This is a genomic window from Hyphomicrobium sp. (assembly GCF_036833075.1).
GTDB lineage: Bacteria > Pseudomonadota > Alphaproteobacteria > Rhizobiales > Hyphomicrobiaceae > Hyphomicrobium_C.
The window spans coordinates 13,122-28,154 of the sequence record NZ_DAITQL010000013.1 but is presented as its reverse complement, the minus strand read 5'-3'; the positions used below and the strand labels follow the sequence as shown (position 1 = coordinate 28,154).

Annotated in this window: 11 protein-coding genes; 4 read left to right on the top strand and 7 right to left on the bottom strand. The window is 66.0% G+C overall.

What is annotated here, in order from left to right:
* Positions 1-130: 130 nt before the first annotated feature.
* Positions 131-1,594 (bottom strand): DUF4332 domain-containing protein, encoded by a 1,464-nt coding sequence (locus V7082_RS06035; protein ID WP_334146769.1) that lies wholly within the window; start codon positions 1,592-1,594, stop codon positions 131-133.
* A gap of 290 nt (positions 1,595-1,884) precedes the next feature.
* Positions 1,885-2,763 (bottom strand): alpha/beta fold hydrolase, encoded by an 879-nt coding sequence (locus tag V7082_RS06030; RefSeq protein WP_334146767.1) that lies wholly within the window; start codon positions 2,761-2,763, stop codon positions 1,885-1,887.
* A 54-nt stretch (positions 2,764-2,817) separates the two neighbouring features.
* On the opposite strand from V7082_RS06030, the gene V7082_RS06025 reads away from it, so the two are divergent.
* Positions 2,818-3,666 carry a fumarylacetoacetate hydrolase family protein gene (locus V7082_RS06025; protein WP_334146765.1) on the top strand — a complete coding sequence of 283 codons (849 nt, stop codon included), beginning with the start codon at positions 2,818-2,820 and terminating at the stop codon, positions 3,664-3,666.
* Between the two features lie 165 nt (positions 3,667-3,831).
* Positions 3,832-7,455 carry a mechanosensitive ion channel domain-containing protein gene (locus tag V7082_RS06020; RefSeq protein ID WP_334146763.1) on the top strand — a complete coding sequence of 1,208 codons (3,624 nt, stop codon included), beginning with the start codon at positions 3,832-3,834 and terminating at the stop codon, positions 7,453-7,455.
* A gap of 40 nt (positions 7,456-7,495) precedes the next feature.
* On the opposite strand, the gene V7082_RS06015 is transcribed toward V7082_RS06020, so the two are convergent.
* The 4 genes from V7082_RS06015 to V7082_RS06000 form a co-directional block, all read right to left on the bottom strand.
* Complete coding sequence (locus V7082_RS06015; RefSeq protein ID WP_334146761.1) at positions 7,496-8,176, bottom strand: energy transducer TonB family protein; 681 nt, start codon at positions 8,174-8,176, stop codon at positions 7,496-7,498.
* Between the two features lie 186 nt (positions 8,177-8,362).
* On the bottom strand, positions 8,363-8,809 hold the full coding sequence (locus V7082_RS06010; protein WP_334146759.1) for an ExbD/TolR family protein: 447 nt from the start codon (positions 8,807-8,809) through the stop codon (positions 8,363-8,365).
* Complete coding sequence (locus tag V7082_RS06005; protein ID WP_334146757.1) at positions 8,809-9,510, bottom strand: MotA/TolQ/ExbB proton channel family protein; 702 nt, start codon at positions 9,508-9,510, stop codon at positions 8,809-8,811. The genes V7082_RS06010 and V7082_RS06005 overlap by 1 nt, the downstream gene beginning before the upstream one ends.
* Positions 9,511-9,544: 34 nt before the next feature.
* On the bottom strand, positions 9,545-9,982 hold the full coding sequence (locus V7082_RS06000; RefSeq protein ID WP_334146756.1) for a hypothetical protein: 438 nt from the start codon (positions 9,980-9,982) through the stop codon (positions 9,545-9,547).
* Positions 9,983-10,662: 680 nt separating this feature from the next.
* Here V7082_RS06000 and V7082_RS05995 point away from each other — a divergent pair.
* On the top strand, positions 10,663-13,098 hold the full coding sequence (locus V7082_RS05995; protein ID WP_334146754.1) for a TonB-dependent receptor: 2,436 nt from the start codon (positions 10,663-10,665) through the stop codon (positions 13,096-13,098).
* Between the two features lie 329 nt (positions 13,099-13,427).
* Positions 13,428-14,396 carry a 2-hydroxyacid dehydrogenase gene (locus tag V7082_RS05990; RefSeq protein WP_334146752.1) on the top strand — a complete coding sequence of 323 codons (969 nt, stop codon included), beginning with the start codon at positions 13,428-13,430 and terminating at the stop codon, positions 14,394-14,396.
* Between the two features lie 79 nt (positions 14,397-14,475).
* Here the strand turns inward: V7082_RS05990 and V7082_RS05985 are convergent, their stop codons facing one another.
* Entirely contained in the window at positions 14,476-14,901 is a 426-nt protein-coding gene (locus tag V7082_RS05985; protein ID WP_334146750.1) for a hypothetical protein, read from the bottom strand.
* Between the last annotated feature and the right edge of the window lie 132 nt (positions 14,902-15,033).

Genomic DNA, 15,033 nt, shown 5'->3' with positions numbered 1-15,033 from the left:
CCCTTGTCGTTGCGTCGGCGCGCGACGCGCGGCCGTATCCTGCCTTACGGATAGTGCGCCCGCAGGGCGTGTCAATCGGGAAAGGGAGCGCGCGGGGTGCGTGGCCCGGTGGACCGGCCCGAAACCGGCGTCAGGCGGCCTCCTGGGTCCGGGCGGCCGCGAGCCAGCCCTTGATTTTCTCGATATCGGGTGGCGCGCCCTGGCGCAGGATGCGCTGTCCGGCCGACGATGCGGCAAAGGCGAGCACATCGGCGCAGAGCTTGGCCTCCTCGGCGGCGGCGAGGCTGTCGGCAGACCGGTAGCCGGCGCCGGCAAGCAGCTCCGCGTGCCCGCCGCGCAGGCCCGGCACCTCCAGCATCAGGCGGCACTGATCCTGCCACAAGAGGATCGTATCGGCCTTCACCGAGCGCAGGCGCAGGGTGTCGGCCGTGAGATAGGCGGAGGCGGCGAGAAAGTCGGCCACCGTCCTGATGCCGAGGGGGGCGAGGCGCTTGGCCGTGCGGGGGCCGATCGAGGGAGCGCGCTCGATGTCGTCGGCGAGCGCGAGATAGGGCCTCGGGCGCTCGACGGCGGGCTTCAAGGCCGCAACTGGCGCCGGCTCGGGTGCCGCGCGCGCGGCGACGGGCGCGGCTGCCGCGTGTCCCGATACGGCCGCGGCCCGCGCGGCGGCTTGGGCGTCCCGGCGCGGGGCCTCGATCTCCTGCTCGTAGAGATCGCGGACGGTGCGGTCGTCCTCGGGCAGGGTCGTTTCCACGCGGCCGGTGGTGACAAGCTCGTCGTACATGGCGGCGACGATGCGGCGATCCTCCGCGTCGGCGAGGCGCTTGGCGAGGGTCTTGGCCGGGATCCGCACGGCGGCCATGACGGTGTCGAGCGCGAGATCGACCTCGGGCGGCGCGATGCCCGCCTCCTCGAATGCGCGGTCGAGCACGGCGGCGAAGGACGCGGCGGCATGGACCAGGAGCTCGCCGAGAATCTTGCGGCTCACGAGATCGAGGCCGGCCGGCGGATCGCTCACGCCCTTGGTGAGGTCGTAGTGGGCGATCAACGTCTCGTAGTGGGCATTGGCTTTCTCGGCGCCGCTGATGATCAGCTCGCGCAGCCATGCGTCTCCTTCACCTGTCGTCAGGGTGACGTGACCGTGCGCGGCGAGACCTTCCGCCCGGAGCGAATCGTAGGATCGCGAGATCGACCATTCGGCCGCCCGATGGATGCTGTTCTCGGCGTCCGACTGGCCGGTGTGGAAGGGCTGGATGGGATCGGTGACATAGTGCGAGAGCACGCCCGCGCTCCAGACGGCCTCCGGCCAGTCCCCTCGGACGATGGCCGCGCACAGCATGCCGTACCATTGCTCGGCCTTGCCGAGCGCGCCGCCCCAATATCCATCGCGCACGTGAAGAACGTGATTCTTGAAGTCCTTGAACGTGTTGTCCGGGGCCTTCGCGCCCTCCATGTAGCGCTCGGCATGCTTTAGGAAGAGGCGCTGCCAGTACTCGTACTCGGGGCAGGCGAGATGGCGCAGCGCGTCGAGCGCGAGTTTATGGTGCGTGCCGGTCGCGTGGGCCGCATAGACGATCCGGAACAGCAGCGACATGCAGTCTTCCCCTGGCGGGCGATTTTTCTCGAATCGAGTTTGGGCCGAGTCGGGGTGTGGCGAGAAGATGATCGCACCGCATGTCTGTGGAGCACTGCGGCTCTATAGTCCTTATGTAGGAGCCAGGCGGTGACAGCCGGTGACGTGTCTGGATGCCGGCCTCCGCCGGCATGACGTTTGAGATTGGGGCTATCCGATTGCCACGAACGATCCGTCACTCCGGCGAAGGCCGGAGTCCAGACACGTCAAAATTGGGCTTTGTCGTGCTCGAATCTCAGTCGGAACGAGCCCTAGAAGAAGTCGAGCAGGGCCTGCAAGGTAGCCTCGGGAGCCTCCTCGGGCAGGAAATGACCGCAGTCGATGGCGCGACCTTCGACCGATCCCTCGGATTTCGCGCGCCAGCTCCCGAGCACGTCGAACATCCGGCCGATCGTGCCGCGGCTTCCCCATAGCGCCAGCAACGGCGCCGTCAGTTGAATGCCCGCGGCGTCGCTCTCCGCGTCGTGGGCGAGGTCGATGGTGGCGGCGGCCCGGTAGTCCTCGCAGGCGGCGTGGATGGCGGCGGGATCGAAGTACGCCTCGACGTAGTGGCGCATGGCCGCCTCGTCGAAGGCGCCGTCCGTCCTGCACCAGGAGGCGATGGTCCGGCGGATGTAATCATGCGTGTTGTTGGCGATCATGCGCTCGGGAAAATCCGCCGGCTGGATCAGGAAGAACCAGTGATAGTAAGCGGTGGCGAAGTCCTTGTCGGTCGCGGCATACATGGTTGCAGTGGGGCAGATGTCGAGCACGGCGAGGCGCTTCACCACCTCCGGGTGATCAAGCGCCAGGCGGTGAGCCACACGCGCGCCGCGGTCGTGCCCCACGAGGCGGAAGCGGCCGAAGCCGAAGGCGCGCATGAGGGCGACCTGATCGGCGGCCATCGCGCGCTTCGAGTACATGGCGTGATCGCCGCCGCCGGGGGGCTTGCTCGAGGCGCCGTAGCCGCGCAGGTCGGCGGCGACGACCGTGAAGCGTTTCGCCAGGGCGGGCGCGATCTTGCACCAGCAGGCGTGGGTCTGCGGGTAGCCGTGCAGCAGGAGCAGGGGCGGTCCGTCGCCGCCCACCACGGCTGCGATCTCTATGTCGTTGCCGACCGCAACGGTGTGTGATGTAAAGCCTTCGAACATCCGGCGGGCCCTCCGCCCGACCATAGGCGAAGCATCAGACCGGGGAAAGTTTTCATGAAGCTCGTGCGCTTTGGACCCAAGGGCTCGGAGAAGCCCGGCCTCGTGGATCAGGACGGCAAGATCCGCGATCTTTCCGGGCACGTTGCCGATATCTCCGGCGAGACGCTCGCGCCCGAGAGCCTTCGGAGGCTGGGCGCCATCGATCCGGCGTCGCTGCCGCTGGCGCCCGAAGGGGTGCGGCTCGGCCAGCCCGTCGCGCGGCCGTGGAGCTTCATCGCCATCGGCCTCAACTATGCCGACCACGCGAAGGAAGCAGGGCTCGAGGTGCCGTCGGAGCCCGTCATCTTCAACAAGCTCGGCAACACCGTCTCGGGGCCGTTCGACGACGTGATCTATCCCAAGAACTCCGACCGCATGGACTGGGAGATCGAGCTCGCTTTCGTGATCGGCAAGCGCGCGCGCTATGTCGAGGAGAAGGACGCCATGGACTATGTGGCGGGCTACGCGATCTGCAACGACGTCTCGGAGCGGCGCTTCCAGATGAAGCGCAACGGCCAGTGGTTCAAGGGCAAGGCGGCGGAGACGTTCGGGCCGCTCGGCCCCTGGCTCGTGACCACCGACGAGATCCCCGATCCCTCGAATCTCGCGATGTCGCTCACGGTCAACGGCGAGACCAAGCAGAAGGGATCGACGGCGACCATGATCTTCTCGATCCCCTACCTCGTCGCCTACATCACGCAGTTCTGCGTGCTCGAGCCGGGCGACGTGGTGACGACGGGGACGCCGCCGGGCGTCGGCTCGGTGATGAAGCCGCCGCAGTACCTCAAAGCCGGCGACGTGATGGAGCTCACGATTGCCGGGCTCGGCACTCAGCGCCAGACGGTGGTGCCGTTCCCGGGCTAAGGCGCCGCGTTTCGGCCTTTTCCCGGCTCATGCCGCACAATTGCCAGAAAGAGGACCTGTAGGTCATGACCTCATAATGAGTTCATGACCTAGCCTCTCTGCGTGCGCGCGGATGCAGTCCGGCGCTTTCAGGTCGATCGACGCAACCCTCAGCCAGTCCGGGCCATGATCACATTCTCCCGCTTGAGCTTCGTCCGCGGCGCGATCCTTGTCGCGGCTCTGGCGCTGCCGGTTTCGACGCAGGCACAGGCGCCGGTCGCGCCGGCACCTCAGACGGCGCCTGCGGCCCAGGCGCAGCCGTCGCTGAAGGTCGCGCCACCTGCTGGCGCGCACCAGCCCGCGCCGGCAACCGCCCCTGCTCCTGCACCCGGATCGGCGCCTGCGACTGCTACCCCGACGCAGCCGTCCCAGGCACAGCCGTCGCCGAAGGTTGCGCCACCCGCCGCCGCGAGCCAGCCCGCGCCGGCGCCGGGGGCAGCTCCCGCTGCACCTCAGACGTCCGAGCAGGCCCCGGCCGCGGCAGCGGAGGAGGGAGCCGCCGAGGCGCAGACCTCCTCGGAACGCACGCTCGAGCGTGCCAAGGCACGCATGCGCGAGCTCGAAGCCCGCACGGACGTGGCGCCTGCCATACGGGACGAGGCGCTGACGCTGTTGCGCACGGCGCTGGGTCAGCTCGAAGCCGCGGCCGCGAGCGCCGCGGCGGCCACGCGCTTCCAGGAGGCGAGCCAGCGATCGGCGGAGCGCGTCGCGGAGGCGAAGCAGCAGCTCGAAGCCCTGCAGACGGAGCCCACCAACGACGAGTTCGCCAAGCGCATCGCGCAGCTTCCGCTCATCGAGGCGCAGCAGGCGCTTGACGCGGCCAATAGCGAAGCCGCCACCATCAAGACGGATCTCGGCCAGCTCGAAACGCGTCTCAGGGACATGAGCACGCGGGCCACCGGCGCGCGCGAGGAGCAGTCGGGCGAGAAACAGGCCCTCGATGCGCTGGAAAGCCCCGATGCGGCTCCGGCCGCCGACCAGGATCCGGTGCTTGTCGAAGCGCGCCGGGCTGCCGTCTCCGCGGAGCGGCGCGCCCGCACGGCCAAGCTCAACATGCTCGAGCAGGAGCTGATCAGCCTCCCGGCACGGCAGGCCTCCGCGACGGCGCGGCGCGACCTCGCCGCGGCCAGGCTCGACAGGCTCACAAAGCGCATCCCGATCATCGAAGCACACCTCAACACGCTCAAGGATGCGGAGGCGGCGAAGAAACAGGCCGAGACCGAGCGGGAGGCGCGCAAGCTCTCCGCGCAACACCCGGTGCTCGAAGCCTACGTCAAGGACACGGAGGTGCTTCGGCAACGCGGCGCCGAGGCAACGAAGCAGGTCGATGCCGGGAAATCGAAGCTTGCCGATATCCAGGCCGATATCGTCCGCGTGCGCGACAGCAAGGTCGCAGCGCAGCAGGTCATCGAGATCGGCAGCATCGGAAGCGAGTTCAGCGAGCTGTTGCGCGCCATGCGGGCCCAGCTCCCCGTAACGTCGCAGCTCAATCGCAGCATCTGGGATCGCGATCAGGCGATCGTCGATGCGCGATTGCGGCGGCTGCAGGTGGAAGAGGCGCGCCGCGCGCTGTCGGATGCCGGCGGCATGGCGGAGCGGCTGCTCGCCAGTGCGGCCAAGGGCGAGATGCCGATGCCGGCGGCGACGCCGGAGGTTCGCGCCGCGCTCGAAAAGCTCGTTGTCCAGCGACGCGAGCTCTACGCGCAGCTCCACGATGCGCTCGTGGCACGTATCTCGCAGCTTGCGGAGCTCAATGCCGCCGAACGCGATCTCCTCAACCAGACGACCCAGCTCCGGGGGCTGCTCAACAGCCGCCTGCTGTGGCTTCCGACGTCGGATCCGGTTGGCGCGGGCTGGCTCAACCAGGTCAGGGCAAGCTTCGGCTGGATCGCAGATCCCGGGGCCTGGGCGGCGGCTGCAAGGACGCTTTGGGACCGTGCGATCGACCGGCCGCTTCTCAGCGGCCTCGTCCTCGTCGTCTTTGCCGCGCTTATGCTGCTGTCGCGCCGCCTCTTCGCGCGTCTCGCGAGGATCGCCGAGGCCATCGGCCGCTATTCGACCGACAATTCCTGGCGTACGCCGGAGGCGCTGGTCATTTCGACGCTGCTCGCCATCCGCTCGCCGATCCTGTTCGGATATGCTGGCTGGCTCCTCGTGCAGCTTCCGCAGGCGTCGGAGTTCACGACCGGCGTCGGAATGGGGCTGCTGGCCGTCGCGTCGATCGTCGCGTTTCTGCGCTTCGTTCAGTGTGCGTCCGTCGAGCACGGGCTCCTCTCGGCCCATTTCGGGTGGCTCGAGCGGGCGCGCCAGACGCTGCTGCGTAACGTCGTCTGGTTCAAGTACGCGATCGTTCCGGTGGCGTTCCTGCTTGGCATGATCAACGCCAGCAGCTCGCAGAACCTCCGCGACGGACTCGGACGGTTCGCCTTCCTCGCGGGCGGGATCCTGGCTTCGCTGTTCCTCGCGCGCGTCCTGGCTCCGCGCCGCGGCGTTTTCTCGGACCGCCTGGTCCCCGGCCAGCTCCTGTGGGGCACGCGGTTCGTCTGGTATCCGCTGCTTTCGGCGGTCCCGCTCGCGATCGCGGGTCTCGCCCTTTGGGGGTACTACGACGGTGCCTCGCAGATCCAGTCCGGGCTGACGCTGTCGGTCGTCATCGTGATCGGCGCGTTCCTCGCCTACAACGTCATCATGCGTCAGGTCCTGGTCGCGCGCCGGCGGCTCGAGATCCGGCGCGCCAAGGAACGCCGCGAGAAGGCGCGTCAGCAGGCCGCCGCGCAGGCGGAAGCTCACATCGACGGGGCCGCTCCGGTCGCGATCGAGGAGCCCGAGGTCGACATCGCCTCCATCAGCGAGCAGACGCGCAAGCTCGTGCGGCTCGCCGTCTTCCTGGTGCTGGGTGCTGCCCTCTACTTCTTCTGGCGCGAGGCGCTGCCGTCGCTCGCGCTGCTCGACGTTCCGTTGTGGCAGCAGTCGGTGACGGTGGACGGGGCGACGCGCAGCGTGCCGGTCGCGGTCTCGAACGTGCTCGTCGCCGCCGCGATCGCCGTCATCACGTTCATTGCCGCGCGCAATCTGCCGGGGCTGCTCGAGATCACGGCGCTGCACCGGCTGCGCATCGAAGCCGGCACGCGTTATGCGGTGAGCGCCGTCAGCCGCTACCTGATCGCGATCGTCGGCATCATCTTCGCGTTCCGCAGCATCGGCTTCGACTGGGGGCAGGTGCAGTGGATCGTCGCGGCGCTCGGCGTCGGCGTCGGCTTCGGCCTGCAGGAGATCGTCGCCAACTTCATCTCCGGCCTCATCATCCTTTTCGAACGGCCGGTGCGTGTGGGAGACACCGTGACGATCGGCAACCTCACGGGCACCGTGTCGCGCATCCACATCCGCGCCACCAGCATGACGGACGGCGAGAACCGCGAGATCATCATCCCAAACAAGTCTCTGATCACGGAAAAGGTCATCAACTGGACGCTGACGGACAGCATCACGCGCGTCACCCTCAAGGTCGCCGTGCGCTACGGCACCGACGCGCTGCGCGCGCAGCTGGCCATTCTGGAGGCGGTCAAGGAGACGCCGCAGGTGCTCGATACGCCGGCCCCGAGCGTGTTCTTCATCGGCTTCGGCGCGTCCGCGGTCGAGTTCGAGGTGCGGGCGTTCGTGCTGCAACTCGCACACCGCTCGACGGTGATCAACGACCTCAACCTGGCGATCGAGCGTGCGCTGCGCGAGCAGGAGATCGCGATGTCGTGAGGCGTCCGCCGCCGTGACGCCCCGTCGGGGTGGCGGCGCGTCAGCGGACCGAGAACTTGAACGGGACGGAGACGATCATCGGCTCGTCTCCGACGTCGGCCGGCATGGCCGGGAACGGCGCGGCGCGGTCGATGGAGGCCACGGCCGCGTCGTCGAGCACCTTCGAGCCTGAGCTCGAGCTGATCTCGCGCGAGATCAGCTCGCCTTGCGGCCCGATCGTGAAACGGACCACCGCGGTGCCGGCGAACTTCGAGCGCGGGTTCACCTTCTTCTTCGAGATGTGCGAGAAGAGCTTGCCGCGATAGGCGGAAATGGCCGTCGTGTCGCCGCCCGTCCTCGCGATAATTTCCTTCGCCTTCTGCTCTTCGACGGCGAGCTCGGTCTGCTGCACGGCGGCCACCTGCTCCTTCGGCGGCTCCTTGACGACCTCCTCGATTTCCTCGACCACTTTCTCCTGGTCGGGGCCGTGCTCGGACGAGATGACGGCTTGAGCGTCCTCCTCGATGGGTTTCACCTCCTGGACGGGAGGCGCGGAGGCGAGGGCCGGGGGCGGGGCCTCCACGGCTGCGATGTACTCCTGGTAGGCTCCCTGCTCGACGATGAAGGCATCCTCGCCGGATCCTTCCTCGAGCGACGCCCCGCCGGGCGTGACCAGAAAGAACGCTACGACGCCGAGGTGCAGCGCGAACGAGGTCAGCCAGGCGGCAGTACGAAGCGGCATGTTACGCGACGGACTCCCTAGTGTCCCGATTCTGAAGTTCGATTGAGTTTGCGGCTAGGTCCCATAGCGAACTTCGGACTCATAAGGGACGCTAGACTCATGGACTTGCTCGTGTGATTCAGATCGAGAAATTCGCTCGGGAGCAGGCCGCTTGATAGGGCGAATTTCGCGATCATCACACCAGGCTCACTGCGGCTTGGGCTTCGGCTGCGACAGCAGCGAGACGCGGCCGTATCCGCTTTCGCCGACGCGGCCCAGAACGTCCATGACGTCGCCGTAGCTGCTCTTCTTGTCGGCGCGCACATAGACAACCGTGTCGCCCTCCGCGGCGCGCAGCTCACGCAGCCGCGGCACGAGGCCGTCCGAGGATACCTGCTCCTCGCGGATGTAGAGCGCGCCGTCGCCGGCAAGAGACACGACCATCGCCTTCTTCGACTGGCTGACGCGGGCGGCGGACGTGTTCGGAAGCTCGAGCGGCACCCCCGCCACCATCAGGGGCGCGGCGACCATGAAGATGATGAGCAGCACGAGCATCACATCCACCATCGGCGTGATGTTGATTTCGGCCATCGGCCGATAGCCGCCGTCGTCCTCGTCGCCTTGCGGTGCGCCGTTGCCGACCGCCATCGCCATCAGGACGCCTTTCCTGCCCGCAGCGGCTCGGCTCCGCCCGGCCGCAAGAACCCTTCAGACTGGGGGCGCGAGAGACGCTTGGCCAGCTCGATGATCGTCGTGCCGGCGCGGTTCGAGCCGCGTCCGAGGGAGACCGAGATCATGTTGTAGGCCATGACTGCGGGAATCGCCGCGGCGAGGCCAAGGGCGGTCGCGAACAGGGCCTCGGCGATGCCGGGCGCGACGACCGCAAGGGAGGTGTCCTTCTGCTGCGCGATGGAGGTGAAGCTGTTCATGATGCCCCAGACCGTGCCGAACAGTCCGACGAAGGGCGCCGCCGAGCCGACGGTCGCCAGGAACGGCAGGCCGACCTCGAGCCTCTGCAACTCACCCTTGAGGGAAGAGCGCATGGCCCGTTCGAGGCGGGCGCGCAGCTCGGCGCGGGACTCGTTCCGTCCGCCGTCCTCCGCCTCGTGATGGGCGGATGCGAGAAGCGTGCGGACCAGGCCGCGCGGGGCGGCGGTCGTCGGCGTGTCGCTGACCGTGCGCTCGAGACGCTTCAGGTCACGGCCCAACCTCCAGAGGCGAATGGTCTTTTCCAGGATGATCGCCCAACAGGCGACGGAGGCCAGCACCAGCAGCAGCATGACGGCCTTCACGACCGGGTCAGCTTGCAGAACGAGGCTGTAGAATGAGAAATCGTGAGCGGCTGCGGACGTCATCTGCTCCACGGCGGATACCCTTTACTACTTCCCACTACTTCATGAGCTGCACGCCCGTGAGCGATTTGACTGTTATTCCGGCCAGACAATTCTCGACCGGGCCGGCGTCCGACTTGCATTCGACGACATCGTTGATCAGGAAGCTGCCGATCTTGTCGCACGAGATATTGTCGAGATCGAAGAGCTTCACGGTGCGCTTCTGGGCTTTCAGCGGTGCCAGATCCATGGCGAAGCGCCGGCCGATGACGCCATCCTGCTGAAACAGGACCAGATCGAGCTTGAGCGTGGCGTAGGCCGTCGAGTCGTCGTTCTGGACGACCATGTAGGCGCGGCAGCCGGCCCCCTGCGGCTCGAGCTTGTTCAGCTCCACGGTCAGGGCCTTGGGCTCGGCGAGCGCCGGCAAAGCACCGATGGACAGACATGCGGCGGCAATGCCGAGGGCTTTGCCTCTGGCGCAGATGTGGCGGCTCAAGAGCTTCCTCCTAAACTTTGGATTCGCGGGCTGGCCGGATGCGCGCCGTCGGCGACGGCTTCGCGGCGGCTCACCGATTTAACGTTTTATTATAACCTGACATGAGCCCGCCGTCCCTTCCTCACTTGCGGCCCTGGAAGTCATCTCCAGGGCTCGCTCCGCTTGGCGTAACGGACGCATGTTCGTTCGTTCGGGCACCGCCTGCATAGGTCAATATCGCGAAATCGAGCCTGGAATCAACCGATCACGCGGGTGACGTTGCATGGATTTTTTCCAGAGCTTCCCGCGCCGAATGATCAAAGGGCCGCTCTTCGGACGTTCACGACTGCCGCGATTCGGGAGGCCATCGGATGCGCGCAGGTCTCCATGCTCGATTGCCTCCAAATACACCTAGGTATAGGTGCCGAAATGCCCCAGCAACACAAGGAACAACTCCCGAAAATCAGTCCTTTTTCCCGTTAAGGATCGTTTCACGTAGAAATCGGGAAATATTCCCGATGCGCATTCGTCACATAACCCGGGAAATCGCGCCAACATAGGGCGTGTGCGCCGTTCCAATGTTGACCCTTTTGTGGCGCGCCCTCATCGTCGCCCACAGTAATGGCCCGGACGGGACATCACGGGGGAGACAGCGGGTACGCGTCAATGGCGTCGCGCACTTACTGACGGGGAGGCAGGGAATGAAATTCAAAAGAGTGGCCATCTTTGCAGGGGCGCTTGTCGTGGGACCGCAGATGGCCGGCGCTCAGGAGGCTGCCGATCTTCCGGCGGTCGACGTCGTGCAGGGAACACCGGCTCAGAACGCGGCGCGCGCCCGAAAGCAAGCACCCGCGGTGACGCCGCTCGCCACTGCACCGGCGACCGTTGCATCGGAAGGACTTGGCGCCGGTGGAGCGCAAGGTGCGGCCGGCGGCGGGTTGCCCGCGCCGATCACGGTTCCGAGCGCGGTGACGAACATCACGGACGCGGATATCGCGCGCGAGGGCACGGGGCAGGTCCAGGAGGTCCTTCAGCAGAGGGTGCCGGGCATCATCATCTCCGACGCCGCCGGCAACCCGATCCGTTCGGAAGTGAATTTCCGCGGCTTCACGGTCTCGTCGGTCAGCGGGCGCGCGCAAGGTCTGGCCGTCTATCAGAACGGTGTGCGCATCAACGAAGCCTTCGGCGACGTCGTGCAATGGGACTTCCTGCCAAGCAACGCGATCGACTCCATGTCGGTGGTCAGCAACAACCCGTCGTTCGGCTTGAACGCGCTCGGGGGCGCGATCAGCATCCAGATGAAGGACGGCTTCAGCTACCAGGGCGGCGAGATCGACGTCATGGCCGGCTCGTTCGGCCGGCGCCAGGTCGGCGTGCAGGCGGGCGGAACGAGCGGCAATGCCAGCGCCTATGTGGCGGCCGAGGGGATCTGGGACGACAGCTTCCGCCATCACTCGGACAGCGAGATCAAGCGCTTCTACGGCGATCTCGGTTTCAAGGGCACGTTCGCGGAGGTTCACTTCAGCCTGTCGGCGGCGAAGAACGAAATCGGAGCGTCTGCGGCTGCGCCCGTCGAATTGCTTGAAGAGAGCTGGAGCAATACGTTCACGACTCCGCAGGAGTCGACTCCCGAAATGATCATGCCGACGTTGTCGGCGAAGATCAAAGCCACCGATACGCTGACGTTCTCGGGCGTGGGCTATTACCGTCATTACAAGAACAGCGTGATCGACGGCAACGTGACGGAGATCGAGGAGTGCTCCGGCAGCCCTTATCTATGTCTGATTGAAGAGGACGAGGACGGAAACGAAGTCGAGGAGATCGTCACCGGCCCCGGCGGGCCGATCCTTGCCGACGATGACCTCGATCCTTTGGGCTCAGTCGACCGCCTCCGCACGAAAAGCGATAGCTGGGGCGGCGTTTTGGAAGGACAAGAGAAGACGCCGCTGTTCGGGCGACCGAACCTGTTCATCGCGGGCGTGTCCTACGACCACGGCACGTCCAATTACCGTACGTCGAGCGAGCTCGCCACCATCAGGCCAGGCTACGTTGCCGAAGGCGCGGGAATCATCGTCACCGGGCCCGACGAGCTGGCACCGCGTGATCTCGATACCGAGAATACCTATTGGGGCGTCTACTTCTCGAATGCCATGGAGGTTACGGATCAGCTCACCGTAACGGTCGGTGGTCGCTACAATCACGCCACCATCAAGATGGAAGACAATACGGGCGAATTCGACGAGCTCAACGCAACCAACAAGTACGATCGCTTCAACCCGATGGCGGGCGCCAATTACAAGCTGCTCCCCGGTTTGTCGGTCTATGGCGGCTACTCGGAGTCGAACCGTGCGCCGACGCCGGCTGAGCTCGGCTGCGCCGAGCCCGAGGTTCCGTGCCTCATCGAGAGCTTCCTCACCGACGATCCGCCGCTGGATCAGGTGGTCGGGCGGACGGGCGAGATCGGTCTCAGGGGGCAAGGGTTCTACAACGGCGGGCGCTATACCTGGGGTGCCGGCCTGTTCCGTACGATGTCGGAAGATGACATCCTTCCCATCATCAATGACACCGGACGCATCTACTTCGTGAACGCCGGCGATACGCTGCGGCAGGGTGTCGAGCTGACGGCGACCTACGAGACGCGCACGTGGAATGTTTATGCCAACTACGCCTTCGTCGATGCCACGCTCGATAAGTGCACCAATCCGGGCGAAGAGGGCGATTGTGCCTTCCTCGAATCCGGAGACCGCCTGCCCGGCATTCCGCGTCACATCTTCAAGGCCGGCTTCGACTACTGGCTGACACACAAATGGAAGGTCGGCGCCGATCTCGTGGCGGCCAGCAATCAGCCGCTGTACCCCAACGAGGAAAAGGAAGAAGCGGACGAGGACGGCATTTCATCCATGCTCGGGGGGTATACGCGCGTCGATCTTCACACGTCGTATGACATCACCGACAATATCCAGGTCTATGGCCTTATCAAGAATCTTTTCGACCAGAAATACGGTCTCTATGGCACGTACTTCGAAGCTGATGACGCGCCTGATCTGAGGCCTGGCGGAACTGGCTTTGAAAATCCGCGCACCATCTCGCCGGCCCAGCCGTTCGCAGCCTACGGCGGCGTGAAGGTCAGGTTCTAGGTTCTTACTCCCAAATCTGCGAAACCGGGCGCGGGGCAACGAAAAGGGCGCCGCGGTAGAGTAATAAAAAGAGCGAAGGGGGCCGGGCCGGCCCGGGGGGAGGGGGTGGCCGACATCGCCCAGGCGGCGGGGGGCATAGTGGGCAACCCGGTTAGCGCGGGCGGCTGCGGATGCTCCGAACTGGGATCGCCGCACGCAATTTTTCGCACTGCGGCGAGGGTTAGCCGAGCGAAATTACGCCGCGGGAGACTTGTCACAGGCCGTTTCATGCGGCATGGATCGCGGCCAGCCTCACATCAAAATCCGATCCAGGGGAGGAAACGCGACCCATGGCTAAAAAGAAGATCCTGATCACGTGGCCCCTGCCGGAGGCCGTCATGGCGCGGGCGCGGGAGACCTACGACGTCATCGCGCACGGCGACGACCCGAAGATCACCATCGACGAGATGATCGAGACGGCGAAGTCGGTCGATGCCCTTTTGCTGACGCTCAACGAAAAGTGCCCGAAGGCGGTCATCGACCGCATCCCCGAGAATATCAAGTGCATCTCGACGTTCTCGATCGGCTTCGACCATCTCGACCTCGAAGCCTGCAGGGCGCGCGGTATCAAGGTCGGCAATGCGCCGCACGGTGTCACGGTGGCGACGGCCGAGATCGCCATGCTGCTCCTGCTCGGGGCGGCGCGGCGCGCGCCGGAAGGCGAGCGCATGATCCGTACGCGCTCGTGGCCGGGCTGGCAGCCGTTGCAGCTCGTTGGCCAGCGCCTCGACAACAAGAAGCTCGGCATCTACGGCTTCGGCAAGATCGGCCAGGCGTTGGCGCAGCGTGCGCGCGGCTTCGACATGGAGATCCACTATTTCGACGTCTACCGGGCCAAGCCCGAGGTCGAGGCGAAGTACAACGCGACCTACCACGACAGCCTGGACAGTCTGCTCGCCGTCTCGCAGTTCTTCTCCATCAATGCGCCCTCGACGCCGGAGACACGCTATTTCTTCAACAAGGACGTGATCGAGAAGCTGCCCAAGGGCGCTATCGTCGTCAACACGGCGCGCGGCGATCTCGTCAACGACGCGGACATGATCGCGGCGCTGAAGTCGGGCCGCCTCGCCTATGCCGGCCTTGATGTGTTCGCGGGTGAGCCCAAGATCAACGACGGTTATTATGACCTGCCGAACACGTTCCTTTTCCCGCATCTCGGCTCGGCGGCCGTCGAAGCCCGCAACCAGATGGGTTTCGAAGCGCTCGACAACATCGATGCGTTCTTTGCGGGCCACGAGATGCCGTTCAAGCTCGCCTGAGGCGATGCCGGCCGGATAGTGAAACGGGGCAGGCCGCGGATCCGCGACCTGCCCCGTTTGTCTGTTTCCGAGGGGGCGCCTAAGGTTTTACCTCGGCGCGCTGCTTCCGCTCGGCTTGCGTTGCGCGCACACGCTCGAGCACGCTCTTGGCCATGTCGCGGGCCGCAGCGTCGCAGGCGTCCGGGTTGCTGTAGATCTTGTTGTAGTCGCGCGCGAGCTGCGGGAAGACCATCTCGCTCAGGCGCTGGTTCGCCTTGCTCTCCAGCATGAAGGCGGTCTGGCGCTCGTCGATGAAGGTGTCGAGCTCGGCGATCTCCGCCTGCGTCAGCGCCGTCGGCAACATCGGGCGGTTGCATTTCACCGCGATGATGCGCGCGGCGATGGCGTTGCCGATCGATGCCGGCATGTCCGATGTCTGCTCTCCGGTGGCGCCGGAGGCGGCCGAGGCGGCGAGCGAAAGGCCGAGCATCAAGGTCGCGGCGCGGATGGCCCTGAGGGGTGTCATGATCGTCTCCGTCGTTGAATGACAGGCGAGCAGGTGTTTGTTATCTGGCCTTGCTTTGGGCCAGGCCCGGTGCGCTCACCGGACGTCGTCGGCGGTCAATTGTTCCGTCGTGCCGGCTGGTCCGGCCGGAGC

Excerpts from the sequence above, each read along its gene's own strand:
- V7082_RS05990 (WP_334146752.1), top strand. The coding sequence starts at position 13,428 with ATGGCTAAAAAGAAGATCCTGATCACGTGGCCCCTGCCGGAGGCCGTC.
- V7082_RS06025 (WP_334146765.1), top strand. The coding sequence starts at position 2,818 with ATGAAGCTCGTGCGCTTTGGACCCAAGGGCTCGGAGAAGCCCGGCCTC.
- V7082_RS06005 (WP_334146757.1), bottom strand. The coding sequence starts at position 9,510 with ATGACGTCCGCAGCCGCTCACGATTTCTCATTCTACAGCCTCGTTCTG.
- V7082_RS06015 (WP_334146761.1), bottom strand. The coding sequence starts at position 8,176 with ATGCCGCTTCGTACTGCCGCCTGGCTGACCTCGTTCGCGCTGCACCTC.
- V7082_RS06020 (WP_334146763.1), top strand. The coding sequence starts at position 3,832 with ATGATCACATTCTCCCGCTTGAGCTTCGTCCGCGGCGCGATCCTTGTC.
- V7082_RS06035 (WP_334146769.1), bottom strand. The coding sequence starts at position 1,594 with ATGTCGCTGCTGTTCCGGATCGTCTATGCGGCCCACGCGACCGGCACG.
- V7082_RS05985 (WP_334146750.1), bottom strand. The coding sequence starts at position 14,901 with ATGACACCCCTCAGGGCCATCCGCGCCGCGACCTTGATGCTCGGCCTT.
- V7082_RS06030 (WP_334146767.1), bottom strand. The coding sequence starts at position 2,763 with ATGTTCGAAGGCTTTACATCACACACCGTTGCGGTCGGCAACGACATA.
- V7082_RS05995 (WP_334146754.1), top strand. The coding sequence starts at position 10,663 with ATGAAATTCAAAAGAGTGGCCATCTTTGCAGGGGCGCTTGTCGTGGGA.
- V7082_RS06010 (WP_334146759.1), bottom strand. The coding sequence starts at position 8,809 with ATGGCGATGGCGGTCGGCAACGGCGCACCGCAAGGCGACGAGGACGAC.